Annotated in this window: 15 protein-coding genes; 8 read left to right on the forward strand and 7 right to left on the reverse strand. The window is 61.8% G+C overall.

Annotation, left to right across the window (positions count from 1 at the left end; translation table 11 throughout):
• Positions 1 to 100: 100 nt before the first annotated feature.
• Positions 101 to 505: an META domain-containing protein gene (locus VLA07_RS07540; RefSeq protein WP_007968709.1), complete on the reverse strand. Its 405-nt coding sequence runs from the start codon at positions 503 to 505 to the stop codon at positions 101 to 103.
• Positions 505 to 939: a hypothetical protein gene (locus VLA07_RS07545; protein ID WP_025112952.1), complete on the reverse strand. Its 435-nt coding sequence runs from the start codon at positions 937 to 939 to the stop codon at positions 505 to 507. The genes VLA07_RS07540 and VLA07_RS07545 overlap by 1 nt, the downstream gene beginning before the upstream one ends.
• A 133-nt stretch (positions 940 to 1,072) precedes the next feature.
• On the opposite strand from VLA07_RS07545, the gene VLA07_RS07550 reads away from it, so the two are divergent.
• Positions 1,073 to 1,513, forward strand: coding sequence for a hypothetical protein (locus VLA07_RS07550; protein ID WP_095137159.1), 441 nt, complete (start codon positions 1,073 to 1,075; stop codon positions 1,511 to 1,513).
• Between the two features lie 11 nt (positions 1,514 to 1,524).
• Here VLA07_RS07550 and VLA07_RS07555 read toward each other — a convergent pair whose 3' ends face one another.
• Complete coding sequence (locus VLA07_RS07555) at positions 1,525 to 2,514, reverse strand: 2-hydroxyacid dehydrogenase (RefSeq protein WP_333988957.1); 990 nt, start codon at positions 2,512 to 2,514, stop codon at positions 1,525 to 1,527.
• Between the two features lie 83 nt (positions 2,515 to 2,597).
• Positions 2,598 to 5,351, reverse strand: a complete 2,754-nt coding sequence (locus VLA07_RS07560; protein ID WP_330206667.1) for a response regulator — start codon at positions 5,349 to 5,351, stop codon at positions 2,598 to 2,600.
• 217 nt (positions 5,352 to 5,568) lie between these two features.
• Here VLA07_RS07560 and VLA07_RS07565 point away from each other — a divergent pair, with 217 nt between their 5' ends.
• The 7 genes from VLA07_RS07565 (at position 5,569) to VLA07_RS07595 (ending at position 14,063) form a co-directional block, all read left to right on the forward strand.
• On the forward strand, positions 5,569 to 6,291 hold the full coding sequence (locus VLA07_RS07565) for a response regulator transcription factor (RefSeq protein WP_333988958.1): 723 nt from the start codon (positions 5,569 to 5,571) through the stop codon (positions 6,289 to 6,291).
• Entirely contained in the window at positions 6,278 to 7,702 is a 1,425-nt protein-coding gene (locus tag VLA07_RS07570; protein WP_333988959.1) for a sensor histidine kinase, read from the forward strand. Before VLA07_RS07565 ends, VLA07_RS07570 begins: the two co-directional genes overlap by 14 nt.
• 202 nt (positions 7,703 to 7,904) lie before the next feature.
• Positions 7,905 to 8,807, forward strand: a complete 903-nt coding sequence (cysM, locus tag VLA07_RS07575) for a cysteine synthase CysM (protein WP_027612303.1) — start codon at positions 7,905 to 7,907, stop codon at positions 8,805 to 8,807.
• On the forward strand, positions 8,807 to 10,183 hold the full coding sequence (rlmD, locus tag VLA07_RS07580) for a 23S rRNA (uracil(1939)-C(5))-methyltransferase RlmD (protein ID WP_333988960.1): 1,377 nt from the start codon (positions 8,807 to 8,809) through the stop codon (positions 10,181 to 10,183). Before cysM ends, rlmD begins: the two co-directional genes overlap by 1 nt.
• 101 nt (positions 10,184 to 10,284) lie before the next feature.
• Positions 10,285 to 12,528, forward strand: a complete 2,244-nt coding sequence (gene relA / locus VLA07_RS07585; RefSeq protein WP_027612305.1) for a GTP diphosphokinase — start codon at positions 10,285 to 10,287, stop codon at positions 12,526 to 12,528.
• 132 nt (positions 12,529 to 12,660) lie between these two features.
• Positions 12,661 to 13,494, forward strand: coding sequence for a nucleoside triphosphate pyrophosphohydrolase (gene mazG, locus VLA07_RS07590; RefSeq protein WP_333988961.1), 834 nt, complete (start codon positions 12,661 to 12,663; stop codon positions 13,492 to 13,494).
• A 26-nt stretch (positions 13,495 to 13,520) separates the two neighbouring features.
• Positions 13,521 to 14,063 carry a DUF2058 domain-containing protein gene (locus tag VLA07_RS07595; protein WP_007968960.1) on the forward strand — a complete coding sequence of 181 codons (543 nt, stop codon included), beginning with the start codon at positions 13,521 to 13,523 and terminating at the stop codon, positions 14,061 to 14,063.
• A 70-nt stretch (positions 14,064 to 14,133) separates the two neighbouring features.
• On the opposite strand, the gene VLA07_RS07600 is transcribed toward VLA07_RS07595, so the two are convergent.
• The 3 genes from VLA07_RS07600 to fabA form a co-directional block, all read right to left on the reverse strand.
• Positions 14,134 to 14,322 carry a hypothetical protein gene (locus tag VLA07_RS07600; RefSeq protein WP_027612307.1) on the reverse strand — a complete coding sequence of 63 codons (189 nt, stop codon included), beginning with the start codon at positions 14,320 to 14,322 and terminating at the stop codon, positions 14,134 to 14,136.
• Between the two features lie 392 nt (positions 14,323 to 14,714).
• A complete protein-coding gene (gene fabB / locus VLA07_RS07605; RefSeq protein ID WP_007968959.1) occupies positions 14,715 to 15,935 on the reverse strand; it encodes a beta-ketoacyl-ACP synthase I in 1,221 nt (406 codons plus the stop codon).
• Positions 15,936 to 15,946: 11 nt separating this feature from the next.
• The gene (gene fabA / locus VLA07_RS07610) at positions 15,947 to 16,462 is read right to left on the reverse strand and encodes a 3-hydroxyacyl-[acyl-carrier-protein] dehydratase FabA (protein WP_003227150.1); all 516 of its coding nucleotides are present in this window, start codon (positions 16,460 to 16,462) and stop codon (positions 15,947 to 15,949) included.
• Between the last annotated feature and the right edge of the window lie 6 nt (positions 16,463 to 16,468).

Consider the following 16,468-nt stretch of genomic DNA (forward strand, 5'->3'; position numbering starts at 1 on the left):
GCGTTCAGAAAAAAGATCGCAGCCTGCGGCAGCTCCTACAAGGTCATGTGTACACCTGTAGGAGCTGCCGCAGGCTGCGATCTTTTTTGCGGCTGAACGATCAGCCCTCTTCCAGCCACCAACGCAACGGCTTGCCTTCGGCCGGCCAGAAGCGCATCTGCTCGATCGGCGAGATGTCCCAGCGCTCAACGCCTTGCAGCGCCTGCAGGAAGCGTTGTTCCTGCTCCATCAGCGCCGGCGCGCAGAGTTTGCGGGTCTTGCCGATCGGGCCGAAGCTCAGCTTGTCGCCGTCGAGGGTGTACGGCGCGAACCAGTGGTTGCAACCGCCGTTGCCATATGCGCGGCCATCGTCACCAAGGGTCACGGTCAGATGGCTGTAATCCATCAATGGCCGCTCGCCGATCCACTCCAGAATGTAGCTGCGGTTCTGCTGCAATTGCACAGGCTCTGCGGCGCAGCCCACCAGAGCGGCACCGACCAGCAGCGGCAGGGCAAGGCGTTTCATCACGCAGGCTCCTGGCATTTCGGGCACAGGTGCTTGTCGCCGACGGCTTTCCAGCCCAGCTCGGCGATGCGCGCCGTGGCGGCCGGTTTCTCGGCGGTCTTGCCCAGCTTGGCGTCCACCGCGAACTCGAAGTTCAGCTCTTTGGCGCAGCTGTCGCAGTTGACCTGCCAGGTGTGGATCGCCAGTTCGCCGAAGACCGGGCCGGTGGTCATCGCGGTCCATTGGCCCGGCGGATTGATCAGGTGGCGCACGGTGTCGACGGTCAGGCGCATGGACAAGTCCTTGCTGCCTTTGAGGGTGACCAACAGGACATCACCGTTGCGGATCGAGCCACCGTTGCCGGTGACCTGATAGCGGCCCGGTACGAGGGCGCGGCATTCGGTGAGGGTGTGTTGCGGGTTCATCAGGGTGTAGCGGAAATCGTGTTCGACCATGGGTCCTCCAAATCTGCGCGACATGCTAGCACGGGCTGGATTGCAGGATGGCGTACACGTGCGACCTTCGATCCGGTTCAAATCGTCCGGCGCTCATGGCAAACTGCCGCCCTTCACTCTGAGGGAACGGAACATGGCGCTGATCGAATGTTATGAATGCAAGCGGAGCATCAGCTCGGAAGCAAAGGCGTGCATTCATTGTGGTGCTCCGATGGCGCAGCAGCACGAGCACACACCGGCGCAGGCCGCCGCCGCGACGATTTCATTTGGCAGCCTGCCGCGCAACAAATCCGTGCCCGAGGCGTTTATCCCGCCAGCAGCCCCTGAGCCCGCGCCGCGCGTTTCACCGGCGGCGGTCGGTCGCCGCCGTCGGCAACCGGAACCCGCACCTCAACTTCAGCCCAACGCCGACGGTTCGCGGCCGGTGGAAGGCTGGTTGAAGATCATGGTGTTCCTGCTACCGATGGTCTTTGTCTGGTTCCTGCTGCGTAACGGTCATTCGATGAAGCAGCGCTTTTTCGGTTTTGGCTGGCTGGCGTTGCTGATCCTGGCCTCGTCGCTGTCGCCGAAGTAAACCGGCAGCCTTCAACCTTCGACCTGGTTCTGCGGCGCGCCTGCGGCCCAGGTCGCGATGTTGTGCAGGGTGGTCGCGGCAATCGCGCCCAGCGCTTCATGGGTCAGAAACGCCTGATGCGCGGTGATGATCACGTTCGGGAAGGTCAGCAGCCGCGCCAATACGTCGTCCTGCAACGGCAAGTCGCTGCGATCCTCGAAAAACAGCTGCGCCTCTTCTTCATACACATCCAGTCCCAGATAGCCCAGTTGGCCGTCCTTCAAGGCGTCGATCAGCGCCGGCGTGTCGACCAGGCCGCCGCGTCCGGTGTTGATCAACATCGCCCCCGGTTGCAGGTGTGCCAGTGACTCGCGGTTGATCAAGTGTTTGCTCTGGGCGTTGAGCGGGCAGTGCAGGCTGATGATCCGCGACTGCGCGAGCAGCTCCGGCAGGCTCAGGTAACGGGCGCCCAGCGCCACGACCTCAGGGTTTGGGTACGGGTCGTAGGCCAGCAATTGGCAACCGAAACCGTGCATGATTTTCGCGAACGTCGCGCCGATCTGCCCGGTGCCGACAATCCCCACGGTCTTGCCCACCAGATCGAAACCCGTCAGGCCGTGCAGCGTGAAATCACCTTCGCGGGTGCGGTTGTAGGCGCGGTGCAGACGCCGGTTGAGCGCCAGAATCAGCGCCACCGCGTGTTCGGCCACCGCATGCGGCGAGTAGGCCGGGACCCGCACCACGGCCAGTCCGAGGCGTTTTGCCGCGAGCAGATCGACATGGTTGTAGCCCGCCGAGCGCAGGGCGATCAGCCGTGTGCCACCGGCGGCGAGGCGCTCCAGCACCGGCGCACTGAGATCGTCATTGATGAAGGCGCAGACCACCTCGTGCTGCTCGGCCAGGGCGGCGGTGTCGAGACTGAGCCGGGCCGGCTGAAAGTGCAGTTCTATCCCGGCCGGGCATTCAGCGCCGAGGAAGCTGTCGCGGTCATAGGTCTGGCTGCTGAAAACGAGCGTGCGCATGAATTCCTCCTGGAACGGGGTGGCGAGTCAGCGTTGACGGCCACCACTTTAACGGCGGATGCCGCTGCCGGCATTGCCGTGGATCAGGCGCTGATCCTGGCTTGCGTCGCGAGTCGATTGATCGCCCGCTCCAGTTCTTCCAGCGCCACCACTGCTTTCGGATCGCCCTGTTTAAGCAGGGTTTCACTGCGCTGACAGGCCGCGCGTAACTGCGGCACGCCACAATATCGGGTCGCACCGTGCAGGCGATGCACGCGTTCGATCAGTGCGTTCTGATCCCGGGCTTCACTGGCGGCACGAATGGCTTCGCGGTCGGCTTCCAGCGAGGCGAGCAGCATGGCCAGCATGTCGGCGGCGAGATCCGCCTTACCGGCGGCCAGACGCAGGCCTTCCTCGTGGTCGAGCACTGGCAGTTCGCTGCTGCCCGCCGCGCTGTCGCTGGCCCGCTCAGATCCCTGATTGCGCAAGGCCAGACCGGTCCATTTCAGCACCACTTGCGCCAGTTGCCGTTCGCTGATCGGTTTGGTCAGGTAGTCATCCATGCCGCTTTGCAGCAGGGCGCGTTTCTCGTTGGCCATGGCGTGGGCGGTGAGGGCGACGATCGGCAGCGGTGTGCTATGCCGTTCGCTTTCCCACTGGCGGATGGTTTCGGTAGTCTGGCGTCCGTCCATGCCCGGCATCTGCACGTCCATCAGCACCAGATCGAAGGATTCGCTCTGCACCGCTTTGACTGCTGCGTAGCCGCTTTCCACGGCCAGAACCTTGGCGCCCATGTCTTCGAGCAGAGTCTGCACCAGCAACAGGTTGGCCGGGTTGTCGTCGACGCACAGCACTTTCGGTGCACGGCTCGACAGCGGTTCGCCCGGCTCGTTGCGCGGCTGGCGTGGATTGGCCAGATCCGCCAGCGCCCGACGCAGTTTGCGCGTGCAGGCTGGTTTGGCTTGCAGCTGGCTGTGCGGGTTGGGCACCGAGAGATGGAACAGCGTCTGTTCGGTGGTCGGGCACAGCACCAGCACTTTGCAACCGAGGTGTTCGAGATCCCAGATGTGCTGGTTCAGGCGCTCCGGGAGCATGTCGTTGCTGGTGATGCCGAGCACCGCAAGATCGATCGCCTGATCGGTCTGGTGCGCGCCAGTGACGCCGTTGGTCAGGCTCTCCAGCGTATTGAACGGCGTGACGTCGAGGCCGCAGTCTTCCAGTTGATGCTGCAGCGCCTGACGTGCCAGTTCGTGATTTTCCAGCACCGCCACGCGACGCCCGAGCAGTGGCGGGCCCGGCAGGTCTTCGCTGTCGTCGCGGGTTTTCGGCAGGCTCAGGCTGATCCAGAATTCCGAGCCTTCGCCCGGGGTGCTGTCGACGCCGATTTCGCCACCCATCTGTTCGATCAGACGCTTGGAGATCACCAGACCCAGACCGGTACCGCCGGGTTGGCGCGACAGCGAGTTGTCGGCCTGACTGAATGCCTGGAACAACGCGCGCACGTCCTGACTCGACAGGCCGATGCCGGTGTCCTGAATGCTGATGCGCAACTGCACGCTGTCTTCGTGTTCTTCTTCAAGCATGGCGCGGGCGACGATGGTGCCTTCGCGGGTGAATTTGATCGCGTTGCTGACCAGGTTGGTGAGGATCTGCTTGAGGCGCAGCGGGTCGCCGACCAGTGACAGCGGCGTGTCGCGATAAACCAGACTCACCAGCTCCAATTGCTTGGCGTGGGCTGCCGGCGCCAGGATGGTCAGGGTGTCCTGCAACAGGTCGCGAAGGTTGAACGGGATATGGTCGAGCACCAGTTTGCCGGCCTCGATCTTCGAGAAATCGAGGATCTCGTTGATGATCCCCAGCAGGCTGTCAGCGGACTTTTCGATGGTGCCCAGATAGTCGAGCTGACGCGGGGTCAGCTCGCTTTTCTGCAACAGATGCGTGAAACCGAGAATGCCGTTGAGCGGCGTGCGGATCTCGTGGCTCATGTTGGCGAGGAACTCGGATTTGATCCGGCTCGCCTCCAGTGCTTCTTTGCGCGCCAGGTCCAGTTCGATGTTCTGGATCTCGATGGTTTCCAGATTCTGCCGCACGTCTTCGGTGGCCTGATCGACGCTGTGCTGCAGTTCTTCGCGAGCGTTCTGCAGGGTGCCGGCCATGCGGTTGATGCCCGAGGCGAGCTCGTCCAGTTCCTGACTGCCGAGCGGTGGCAGGCGGGTTTCCAGATGACCGTCCTTGAGCTGGGCAACCGCCTGTTTGATCTGGCTCAGCGGGCGGTTGATGGTGCGGCCCATGCGCAACGCGAGCAGGGCCGCGCCCGCCAGACCGGCGGCAATCAGCAGCAGGCTGGCAAACAGGCTGCGATAACCGCGCAGCAGCATGCCGTTGTGCGACAGCTCCAGTTCGACCCAGCCGAGCAGACGGTCGGATTCTTCGGGGATCAGATCACCAGCGAGGTTGCGATGCTTGCCGAACACCGGCATCAGGTAACGGGTAGCGTCATTGCCGCTGCGCCGTTGCAGTTGTGCACTGTCACCGCTGGGCGCCTGATTGAGCATGGTCGGGCCGGCGTGCGCCAGCGGTGTGCGGTCGGGGGCGAGGAAGGTGACGGCGCGCACGTCAGGTTGTTCGAGGGACTGGGTGGCGATGCGTTCGAGCAGATCGGTGTTGCCGTGGCCCATGGCGGGCGCCACCAGCGGCGCCAGTTGTTCGGCGATCATTTCACCGCGCTGCATCAATTGGGTCTGCAAATCGGACTGTTGCATCCAGGTGAAATAGCCACCGAGCACCAACGCCATCAGGCTGGTGGGCAACAGGGTCAGCAACAACACGCGACCTTTGATTCCCAGTTTCTTGAGCACACCCATCTCCTGCATCCCGCTGAACTGTTGACTCGCACGTGCGTCCGGCACGCGACATTGGCGCAGTGTAGCGATTTGCAGGCGGGCAATCTTCGGAAAAATCATGTCGCCATTGGTCGGCGCGGCCTGGCGCGTTTGTCCGGCCGGTCAAGCTTGGGTTGCCCGATGGCGGGCAATCTTGAATAATCGGCCAACTGAGAATTATTAGCAGATACTCATGACTCCTGTTTCCACCGACCTGCCACGCATTCTCGCCATTGAGGACGACCCGGTGCTGGGCGCCTATGTTCACGAGCATCTGGGCCGCAGCGGCTTTGCGGTGACCTGGTGCCAGAACGGTCAGGAAGGGCTGAACATTGCGCGTCACCAGCCGTTCGACGTGGTGCTGATGGACATTCTGCTGCCGGGGCTCGATGGCTTGAAGGTGCTGACGCAGTTACGCCAGAGCCATTCGACGCCGGTGCTGCTGATGTCGGCGCTGGGCGCCGAGGCCGATCGCATCAGTGGTTTTCGTCTGGGGGCTGATGATTACCTGCCCAAGCCGTTCAGCATCGCCGAGTTGCATGTGCGGATCGAAGCGATCCTGCGCCGGGTGGCGCTGGATCGACGTCCGGCAGCGATTGCCCCGGCTGCGATCCACGGCGCGCTGCGCTTCGACGACGAACAGTGCGAAGTCTTCTATAACCAGCATGCTGCCGGTCTGACTCGCAGCGAATACCGTCTGCTGGAAATCCTCAATCGCAACGACGAAGAAGTGCTGAGCAAGGCCTTCCTTTATCAGCATGTGCTGCAACGCGGCTATGCGGCCCACGACCGCAGCCTCGACATGCACATCAGCCAGATCCGCCGCAAACTCAAGGCCATCGGTTACGCCGAACGGGAAGTGCGCACGGTGTGGGGCAAGGGTTATGTGCTGAGTGCCACCGATGAAAATCTCTGACCTGCCGGGGCGGCATTCGCTGTTCTGGAAACTGGCGTGTCTGCTGGTAGCGTTCTGTCTGTTGATGATCTGGCTGAGCTGGTCCTGGGGCCGCTACATGGAAGAGCGCAACCAGTATCTCTCCGACGAGGCGCGCGGCACTCTCAGCCGCTATGCCGGCGAAGCCGAGCGGGCGTGGCAGCGCGGTGAGCGTGACGGGGTCGATAACTGGTTGCAGAGCATGGAGCTGCGTGAGGCCGCCTGGGTCGGGGTGATCGACCGCAATCTGCAGTCGTTGAGCAGCGATCCGCTGAATGAACAGGAAATCCAGCACCTGACCTTTTTACGCGGCCTCGACTGGCCGATCCACAAGAAGGGCCGGCCGTGGCTGCGTGTGCAGTTTCCGCAGAATCCGTCTGCCGGCAGTCTGGTGATCGAGTTGCCCGAGCGCTTCCTGCCGGGGAAATACCGGGTGTTCTGGCGGGTGATCACCAATGGCGTGATTCCGGGGCTGTTCACCTTGCTGCTGTGTGTCGGTCTGTATCGCTTGCTGGTGGTGCCGCTGAACAATCTACGCAAGCAGGCCAATGCGTGGCGTGCCGACCAATTGAATGTGCGTCTGTCGAGCGGCATTACCCAGCGCCCGGACGAACTCGGTGAACTGGCGCGGGCCTTCGATTCAATGTCCGAACGCCTGCAATCCACCGTCGCCTTGCAACAGCAATTGCTGCGCGACCTGTCCCATGAACTGCGCACGCCGCTGAGCCGGCTGCGGGTGGCCAGTGAAAGCGAACAGGATCTACGGCAACTGCGCGAGCGCATCAGCCGTGAAGTCGACGGCATGCAACGACTGGTCGAAGACACTCTGCAACTGGCGTGGCTCGACACCGAGCGTGCGCCGCTGCCGGACGAGGCGATCCAGATTCAGGCCTTGTGGGAAATGCTCACCGACAATGCCTGTTATGAAAGTGGCTGGCCGAGCCTGCAATTGCAGTGCGCGGTGCCGGCGTCGTGCTGGGTGCGCGGCAACCTCAATACTTTGGCGCAGGCGCTGGAGAACATTCTGCGCAACGCCATCCGTCATTCGCCCGAGGGCGGCATCGTGCGCCTCGATGGACGGCGTGACGGCGATTACTGGCATTTGTGGCTGGAGGATCAGGGCGGCGGTGTGGCCGAGGGCGATCTGCAACGGATCTTCTTGCCCTTCACCCGCCTCGACGGCTCGCGTCCGGGGGATGGCGGGTTTGGACTGGGGTTGAGCATTGCGAGGAATGCAGTGCAAAGGCAGGGTGGGATGTTGTGGGCGGAGAATGGTGGGGCGGGGTTGCGCTTGAATTTTCGGCTGATTGCCGATGACGGCGGCGTGACGGCTGACGCCTTCGCGAGCAAGCCCGCTCCCACTTTGGATGTGTGTCGTCCGCAGATTGTATAACCAACACCGCCACCCTCCTGTGGGAGCGGGCTTGCTCGCGAAGGGGCCCTTCGATTCACCGCTGAACTCAAAAGTCGCACCACCGGTGCGACATTCATCTGCTTATTCCCAGAAACCATAAGCACCGCACTTTGCGTGATATGGCCTGCGAACGTTTGCCGGTATGATAGGCGCCCCCGCACGTCTGGATTGCGAATACGCCATGACCCTGCAGTACCCAACCATCGCCGATTGCGTCGGCAACACTCCGCTGGTGCGTTTGCAGCGCCTGCCCGGTGCCACCAGCAACACCCTATTGCTCAAGCTCGAAGGGAACAACCCGGCGGGCTCGGTCAAGGACCGTCCGGCGCTGTCGATGATCACCCGTGCCGAACTGCGCGGGCAGATCCACGCCGGTGACACGCTGATCGAAGCGACCTCGGGCAACACCGGGATTGCGCTGGCCATGGCCGCCGCGATCAAGGGTTACAAGATGATCCTGATCATGCCGGACAACTCCAGTGCCGAACGTAAAGCGGCGATGACCGCTTACGGTGCCGAGCTGATTCTGGTCAGTCAGGAAGAGGGCATGGAAGGCGCTCGCGATCTCGCCCAGCGGATGGAAGCCGAAGGCCGTGGCAAGGTGCTCGATCAGTTCGCCAACGGCGATAATCCGGAAGCGCATTACACCACCACCGGCCCGGAAATCTGGCGTCAGACCCAGGGCACCATCACCCATTTCGTCAGTTCGATGGGCACCACCGGCACCATCATGGGCGTCTCGCGCTACTTGAAAGAGCAGAGCGACAGCGTGCAGATCATCGGGCTGCAACCGATGGAAGGCTCGGCCATTCCCGGTATCCGTCGCTGGCCGCAGGAATACCTGCCGAAGATCTATCAGGCCGACCGCGTCGACCGCATTGTCGACATGGCGCAAAGCGAAGCCGAGGACGTCACCCGGCGTCTGGCTCGCGAAGAAGGCATCTTCTGTGGCGTGTCCTCGGGTGGTGCGGTGGCAGCGATGCTGCGCCTGTCCAAAGAAGTTGAAAACGCGGTGATCGTCGCGATCATCTGCGACCGTGGCGACCGTTATCTGTCGACCGGCATTTTCGACGCGCCCAACTGATGGCCAAGCACGAGAGAGGCCTGCGCTTCCAGCCCACCGGCGGCAGCAAGGCCGCGCAAATTCCGACCGGCAAAAAACAGCGCTTGAACATCGAGCGCCTGGCCAATGACGGTCGCGGCATCGCGTTTTTCGAAGGCAAAACCTGGTTCGTCCTCGGCGCCCTTGCCGGTGAAGAGGTCGAGGCGCGGGTACTTGGCGCGCACGGCAAAGTGGTCGAGGCGCGCACCGAGCGCGTGTTCAAGGCCAGCGAGTTGCGTCGCCCGGCAGCCTGTCAGCATGCCGGCCGCTGCGGCGGGTGCAGCGTGCAACACTTGCCCCACGCCGAGCAGCTTGCCCTGAAACAGCGCATGCTCGCCGAGCAGCTGTCGAAGGTCGCCGGGGTCGCGCCTGACGAATGGGCTGCGCCGTTGACTGGCCCGGAATTCGGCTATCGCCGCCGCGCGCGGATCGCCGTGCGCTGGGACATGAAAGCCAAGCAGCTTGAAGTCGGTTTCCGCGCTGCCGGCAGCCAGGACATCGTCGCCATCAACGAATGCCCGGTGCTGGTACAGCCCTTGCAACCGATCATGACCCGTTTGCCGGAGATGCTCCGTCGTTTGAGCAAACCGCAGGCGTTGGGGCATGTCGAGTTGTTCAGTGGTTCATCGCTGGCGATATTGCTGCGGCACATGGCGCCGCTGTCGGAAGCCGACCTGACGATCCTCAAGGATTTTTGCCAGTTCCATCAGGCGCAACTGTGGCTGCATGGCGAAGGCGAGCCGCAACCGGAGGATGCCACGCAGTCGCTGGGCTATCGCCTGGAGCAGTGGGATCTGGATCTGGCCTGGCGGCCGGGGGATTTCATTCAGGTCAACGCCGGGGTCAATGAGGCCATGGTCGCTCAGGCGCTGGACTGGCTGAAGCCGACCGGTGACGAGCGCGTACTCGACCTGTTCTGCGGTCTGGGCAACTTCGCCTTGCCGCTGGCCAAAGGCGTGCGCGAAGTGGTGGCGGTGGAGGGCGTGCAGACCATGGTCGACCGCGCCGCTGCGAATGCCGCTAGCAACAATTTGCATAACACAAAGTTTTTTCAAGCCGATTTATCCCAGCCTTTGACCGATGCTCAGTGGATCGGAAACGGCTTTTCTGCGGTACTCTTGGACCCACCGCGTGACGGTGCTTTCGAGGTGGTGCGCAAGCTCGCGACCCTGGGTGCCAAACGGTTGGTGTATGTATCGTGCAACCCTGCAACTCTGGCGCGCGATACGGTCGAATTGATCAGGCAGGGCTACCGGTTAAAACGTGCCGGGATTCTCGATATGTTTCCTCAGACGGCACATGTCGAGGCCATGGCGTTATTTGAAGCGAGCCAGGATGGCTCGTCTGAATCCGTCTGACCTGTCCGGGCGGCGCTCGCTTTAGCCCCGCGAGCGCATACGGGCGTTGAGGGTCAGCGATTTGACGCATTGAATCTGCGTCGTAGGGAAGGTAAAGCAGCATGGTACAGGTGAGAGCACACCAGCCGATCAACACTGACGGCAGTATCAATCTCGAGGCTTGGCTCGATCACGCGGTCAGTGTCGACATGGCACTGGATCGCGAAGCCTTGAAAGAAGCCTGCGAGTTCGCTCGCGAGGCCGAACAGCAGTCCAATGCCAAGAAGAATCTGTGGGCCGAAGGCTCCGGCAGTTTCAGCACGGGACTGGAGATCGCCGAGATCCTCGCCGACCTCAAACTCGATCAGGATTCGCTGGTCGCGGCGGTGCTGTATCGCGGCGTCCGCGAAGGTCAGATCGAACTCGCGGCGGTCAGCCAGCGCTTCGGTCCCGTCGTGGCCAAACTGATCGACGGCGTGCAGCGCATGGCGGCAATCAGTGCCAGCCTCAGCCCGCGCCAGTCGATGGTGATGGGCACTCAGGGCCAGGTGGAAAACCTGCGCAAGATGCTGGTGGCGATGGTCGACGACGTTCGTGTCGCGCTGATCAAACTGGCCGAACGTACCTGCGCCATTCGCGCGGTGAAAACCGCTGACGACGAGAAGCGCAACCGCGTCGCCCGGGAAGTCTTCGACATCTATGCGCCGCTCGCGCACCGACTCGGCATCGGTCATATCAAGTGGGAACTGGAGGACTTGTCCTTCCGGTACCTGGAACCCGATCAATACAAACAGATCGCCAAGCTGCTCCACGAGCGACGGCTGGACCGTGAGCGGTTCATCAGCGATGTGATGACCCAGCTCAAGGACGAATTGCAGGCCACCGGCGTCGACGCCGACATCAGCGGCCGGGCCAAACACATCTATTCGATCTGGCGCAAAATGCAGCGCAAGGGTCTGGAATTCAGCCAGATCTACGACGTGCGCGCCGTGCGTGTGCTGGTGCCGGAAATGCGCGACTGCTACACCGCGCTCGGCATCGTCCACACCCTGTGGCGGCACATCCCGAAGGAATTCGACGACTACATCGCCAATCCGAAAGAGAACGGCTACCGCTCGCTGCACACCGCGGTAATCGGTCCGGAAGGCAAGGTGCTGGAAGTACAGATCCGTACGCACTCGATGCACGAAGAAGCCGAGCTCGGCGTCTGCGCGCACTGGCGCTACAAGGGCACCGACGTCAAATCCGGCTCGAACCACTACGAAGAGAAAATCTCCTGGCTGCGTCAGGTGCTGGAGTGGCACGAGGAGCTGGGCGATATCGGTGGTCTGGCCGAACAGCTGCGGGTCGATATCGAACCGGACCGGGTCTACATCTTCACCCCGGACGGTCATGCCATCGACTTGCCGAAGGGCGCGACGCCGCTGGACTTCGCCTACCGCGTGCACACCGAAATCGGGCACAACTGCCGTGGCGCGAAGATCAACGGGCGGATCGTGCCGCTCAACTACAGCCTGCAGACCGGTGAGCAGGTCGAGATCATCACCAGCAAACACGGTACGCCGAGCCGTGACTGGCTGAACCCGAACCTGGGTTACGTCACCACCTCGCGGGCGCGGGCGAAGATCGTTCACTGGTTCAAGTTGCAGGCCCGTGACCAGAACGTCGCGGCCGGTAAAACCCTGATCGAGCGCGAACTCAATCGCCTCGGTCTGCCGGCGGTGGACTTCGACAAGCTGGCCGAAAAGGCCAACATGAAAACCGCCGAAGACATGTTCGCCGCCCTCGGTGCCGGCGACCTGCGTCTGGCGCAACTGGTCAATCTCGCACAGCAACTGGTCGAGCCGGAACGCGGCAACGAACAGCTGGAGTTGATCCCGCGCAAAGCCACTGGCTACAAGCCGGGCAAGCGCGGCGACATTCAGATCCAGGGTGTCGGCAACCTGATGACGCAGATGGCCGGCTGCTGCCAGCCGCTGCCGGGCGACGCGATCGTCGGCTACATCACCCAAGGCCGCGGCGTGAGCATTCACCGGCAAGACTGCGCCTCGGTGCTGCAACTGGCCGGGCGCGAGCCGGAGCGGATCATCCAGGTCAGCTGGGGCCCGGTGCCGGTGCTCACCTATCCGGTGGACATCGTCATCCGCGCCTACGACCGTTCCGGTCTGCTGCGGGACGTCTCGCAGGTGCTGCTCAACGAGCGGATCAACGTGCTGGCGGTCAACACCCGCTCGAACAAGGAAGACAACACTGCGTTGATGTCGCTGACCATCGAGATCCCGGGGCTGGATGCGCTGGGGCGCTTGCTGGGACGGATTTCGCAGTTGCCGAACATCATCGAGACGCGGCGTAACCGTACCCCGTGAAGATAGCTTCGTTCGAAGGTGGGAGCGGGCTTGCTCGCGAAGAGGGCGTGTCAGTCGATATTTGCGCTGAATGACACACCGCATTCGCGAGCAAGCCCGCTCCCACATTGGTTTTGTGTAGAGGCATGACAGATGTATTCACTTGAAGACCTGCTCCACCTGATGAGCCGTCTGCGCGATCCGCAGTACGGTTGCCCGTGGGACATCAAGCAAACCTACGCGACCATCGTCCCGCACACCCTCGAAGAAGCCTACGAAGTGGCCGACGCCATTGAGCGTGGTGACTTCGATCACTTGCAGGGCGAGCTGGGTGATCTGCTGTTTCAGGTGGTTTATTACAGCCAGTTGGCCAAGGAAGAAGGGCGCTTCGAATTCGCCGGGGTGATCGACAGCATCACCCGCAAGCTGATCCGCCGCCATCCGCACGTGTTCCCCACCGGCGATCTGTATGCGCCGCTGGACGTACCACGCTTGAGCGAAGAGCAGGTCAAGCAGCGCTGGGAAGAGATCAAGGCCGAAGAACGCGCCGAGAAATCCGCCGCGCCCGAGCAGCTGTCACTGCTCGATGATGTACCTGCCGCGCTGCCGGCACTGTCGCGTTCAGCCAAGTTGCAAAAGCGTGCCGGGCATGTCGGTTTCGACTGGCCGGATGCGTTGCCGGTGCTGGACAAAGTGCGCGAAGAGCTCGACGAAGTGCTCGAAGCCATGTCCGAAAACGATCCGCAAGCGGTGGCTGACGAGATCGGTGACCTGCTGTTTTCCGTGGTCAATCTGGCCCGGCACCTGAAGGTCGATCCGGAAACCGCGCTGCGTGGCGCCAACGCCAAGTTTGAAAGACGTTTCCGTTTTATCGAACAGGCATTGCGCGACACCCGTCGTCCCATGGAAGATTGCACCCTCGAAGAGTTGGACGCCCTGTGGGGTGAAGCCAAACGTCAGGAAAAGAATTTGCCCAGCTGCGGCTGAGCCGTTGCCCAAGTGAGTAAGCATTAATGAGCCTTTCCCTTCGCGACCAGTTGCTCAAAGCAGGCCTGGTCAACCAAAAGCAGGCCAAGCAGGTCAGCAAAGACAAGCAGAAGCAGCAACGTCTGGCCCACAAAGGGCAGGCCGAGCTGGATGATTCGCAGCAGCGCGCCGCTCAGGAAGCCATGGCCGAGAAGGTCAAACGCGACCAGGAGTTGAACCGTCAGCAGCAGGAGAAAGCCGAGGCCAAGGCCCGTGCCGCGCAGGTCAAGCAGTTGATCGAAGTCTCGCGTCTGCCGAAGCTGACCACTGAGGACTACTACAACTTCGTCGACGACAAGAAGGTCAAGCGCATCTCGGTCAATACGCTGATGCGCAACAAGCTCAGCAGCGGCTCGCTGGCGATCGTGCACCATGCCGGCGGCTACGAAGTGATCCCTCGTGAAGCGGCCCTGAAGATCCAGGAGCGCGACCCGCAACGTATCGTGCAGCTCAACGTGCAGACCGAAGAGGTCAATGCCGAAGACGATCCGTACGCGGCCTATCAGATCCCGGATGACCTGATGTGGTAAACCGATAAAGCTGTAATAACGACAAACCCCGCTCATGGCGGGGTTTGTCGTTTTCAATGCTGTGGTTGCTTCAGGCGGATTTCAGATCCCGCTGCTTTTCCTGCAGTTCAAGTTCGGCCTTGTAATTGTGGGCGTCAATCTCGTTGTGGAACATGCCGACCAGCAAGTCTTGTTGATGCACATCCCAGATGCGGATACCGGCGGCTACGCCTTCGTGGGACATGTGTGAATCGTCGCGTTCAGTTACTTTTACAGTCATCTGCTAGCTCCAAATCTCAAGTTATCTGCAGCAAGGCGTGTGCAGGACTCTTTTATATGATTTGTTAGCTTGCTAAGTAAACGCTTGATTTGCGCAAGGTGTTGTTGCGGTTTTTGCAACAGTGCTGCAGCCCGCGTAATCCGCGACATTCGGTCGCATGGCGGGAAGTTTCATGACAGAAGTTTCATTTTCAGGCGCACTGATATCCCCTGTGGGAGCGGGCTTGCTCGCGAAAGCGGAGTGTCAGTCGCCGCCTTCATACCTGACCCAGCGCTTTCGCGAGCAAGCCCGCTCCCACAAGGGAAAGCGGAGTGCCTGGCGACTTTCTTCAGACGAAAAAAAACGCCCCGAACCAGTCGGGGCGTTTTCATGTGTGGCTCAGCAGCGGGGGCTTACTTGCCTTCCCAGCGCTTGAGCACCAGCGTGGCGTTGGTGCCGCCGAAGCCGAAGCTGTTGCTCATCACGGTGTTGATGGTGGCGTTTTCGCGGGTCTTGGTCAGCACCGGCAGATCGGCCACTTCAGGGTCCAGTTCGTCGATGTTGGCGGAACCGGCGATGAAGTTGCCTTCCATCATCAGCATGCAGTAGATCGCTTCGTGAACGCCGGCGGCGCCCAGGGAGTGACCGGACAGACTCTTGGTCGAGCTGATCGCAGGAGCCTTGTCGCCGAATACTTCACGCACACCTTTCATTTCCGCGACGTCGCCGACCGGAGTCGAGGTGCCGTGGGTGTTCAGGTAGTCGATCGGGGTGTCGACGGTGGACATTGCCATCTGCATGCAGCGGATCGCGCCTTCGCCACTTGGGGCAACCATGTCGTAGCCGTCGGACGTTGCGCCGTAGCCAACGATTTCAGCGTAGATCTTGGCACCACGGGCCAGAGCGTGTTCCAGCTCTTCAACCACGACCATTCCGCCACCGCCAGCGATGACGAAACCGTCACGGTCGGCGTCGTAGGCGCGGGAGGCTTGTTCCGGGGTGTCGTTGCGCTTGCTGGACAGGGCGCCCATCGCGTCGAACAGGAACGACTGGCTCCAGTGCTCTTCTTCACCGCCACCGGCGAAGACGATGTCCTGCTTGCCCATCTGGATCTGTTCCATGGCGGTACCGATGCAGTGAGCACTAGTGGCGCAGGCAGAAGCGATGGAGTAGTTCAGGCCCTTGATCTTGAACGGCGTGGCCAGGCACGCGGAAACGGTGCTGCTCATGGTCCGCGTTACACGGTATGGGCCAACGCGTTTCACGCCTTTCTCGCGCAGGATGTCCAGCGCTTCCATCTGGTTCAGAGTCGACGCGCCGCCCGAGCCGGCGATCAGGCCGGTACGCGGGTTGGACACTTGCTCTTCGGTCAGGCCGGAGTCAGTGATCGCGTCTTTCATGGCCAGGTAGGCGTAAGCCGCTGCGTGGCCGACGAAACGATAGATCTTGCGATCGATCAGTTCTTCAAGGTTGAGGTCGATGGAGCCGGAAACCTGGCTACGCAGACCCATTTCAGCATATTCCGGGTTGAACCGGATGCCAGGGCGGCTTGCACGCAGGTTAGCGGAGACGGTCTCTTTGTCATTGCCCAGGCACGAAACAATGCCCAGACCAGTGATAACGACGCGGCGCATGCGAATAACCCTTAGAAGTTGTCAGTGGAGGTGAACACGCCGACGCGAAGGCCTTCGGCGGTGTAGATTTCGCGACCGTCGACAGTCACCGAACCGTCGGCGATGGCCAGGTTCAGCTTGCCCTTGAGGACGCGTTTGATATGAATGTTGTAGGTGACTTTCTTGGCGGTCGGCAGGACCTGGCCGAAGAATTTCACTTCGCCCGAACCCAGCGCACGGCCACGGCCCGGCAGACCTTGCCAGCCCAGGAAGAAGCCGACCAGTTGCCACATGGCGTCCAGACCCAGGCAGCCCGGCATTACCGGATCGCCTTCGAAGTGGCACGCGAAGAACCACAGGTCAGGGTTGATATCCAGCTCGGCGACCAATTCACCTTTGCCGTACTTGCCGCCTTCTTCGCTGATCAGGGTGATGCGATCCACCATCAGCATGTTCGGGGCGGGCAGTTGCGCGTTACCTGGGCCGAACAGCTCACCGCGACTGCAGCGCAGCAGGTCTTCCCGAGTAAAGGCGTTTTGTTTGGTCATGCGAGC

The sequence above is a fragment of the Pseudomonas sp. S3(2024) genome (genome assembly GCF_036861315.1).
GTDB lineage: Bacteria > Pseudomonadota > Gammaproteobacteria > Pseudomonadales > Pseudomonadaceae > Aquipseudomonas > Aquipseudomonas putida_A.

What these genes read in the sequence shown, in the direction of transcription:
- VLA07_RS07565 (WP_333988958.1), top strand. Translation starts at nt 5,569, where the DNA reads ATGACTCCTGTTTCCACCGACCTGCCACGCATTCTCGCCATTGAGGAC.
- VLA07_RS07545 (WP_025112952.1), bottom strand. Translation starts at nt 939, where the DNA reads ATGGTCGAACACGATTTCCGCTACACCCTGATGAACCCGCAACACACC.
- relA (WP_027612305.1), top strand. Translation starts at nt 10,285, where the DNA reads ATGGTACAGGTGAGAGCACACCAGCCGATCAACACTGACGGCAGTATC.
- VLA07_RS07595 (WP_007968960.1), top strand. Translation starts at nt 13,521, where the DNA reads ATGAGCCTTTCCCTTCGCGACCAGTTGCTCAAAGCAGGCCTGGTCAAC.
- VLA07_RS07540 (WP_007968709.1), bottom strand. Translation starts at nt 505, where the DNA reads ATGAAACGCCTTGCCCTGCCGCTGCTGGTCGGTGCCGCTCTGGTGGGC.
- fabA (WP_003227150.1), bottom strand. Translation starts at nt 16,462, where the DNA reads ATGACCAAACAAAACGCCTTTACTCGGGAAGACCTGCTGCGCTGCAGT.
- rlmD (WP_333988960.1), top strand. Translation starts at nt 8,807, where the DNA reads ATGGCCAAGCACGAGAGAGGCCTGCGCTTCCAGCCCACCGGCGGCAGC.
- cysM (WP_027612303.1), top strand. Translation starts at nt 7,905, where the DNA reads ATGACCCTGCAGTACCCAACCATCGCCGATTGCGTCGGCAACACTCCG.
- VLA07_RS07555 (WP_333988957.1), bottom strand. Translation starts at nt 2,514, where the DNA reads ATGCGCACGCTCGTTTTCAGCAGCCAGACCTATGACCGCGACAGCTTC.
- VLA07_RS07550 (WP_095137159.1), top strand. Translation starts at nt 1,073, where the DNA reads ATGGCGCTGATCGAATGTTATGAATGCAAGCGGAGCATCAGCTCGGAA.
- VLA07_RS07600 (WP_027612307.1), bottom strand. Translation starts at nt 14,322, where the DNA reads ATGACTGTAAAAGTAACTGAACGCGACGATTCACACATGTCCCACGAA.
- VLA07_RS07570 (WP_333988959.1), top strand. Translation starts at nt 6,278, where the DNA reads ATGAAAATCTCTGACCTGCCGGGGCGGCATTCGCTGTTCTGGAAACTG.
- mazG (WP_333988961.1), top strand. Translation starts at nt 12,661, where the DNA reads ATGTATTCACTTGAAGACCTGCTCCACCTGATGAGCCGTCTGCGCGAT.
- fabB (WP_007968959.1), bottom strand. Translation starts at nt 15,935, where the DNA reads ATGCGCCGCGTCGTTATCACTGGTCTGGGCATTGTTTCGTGCCTGGGC.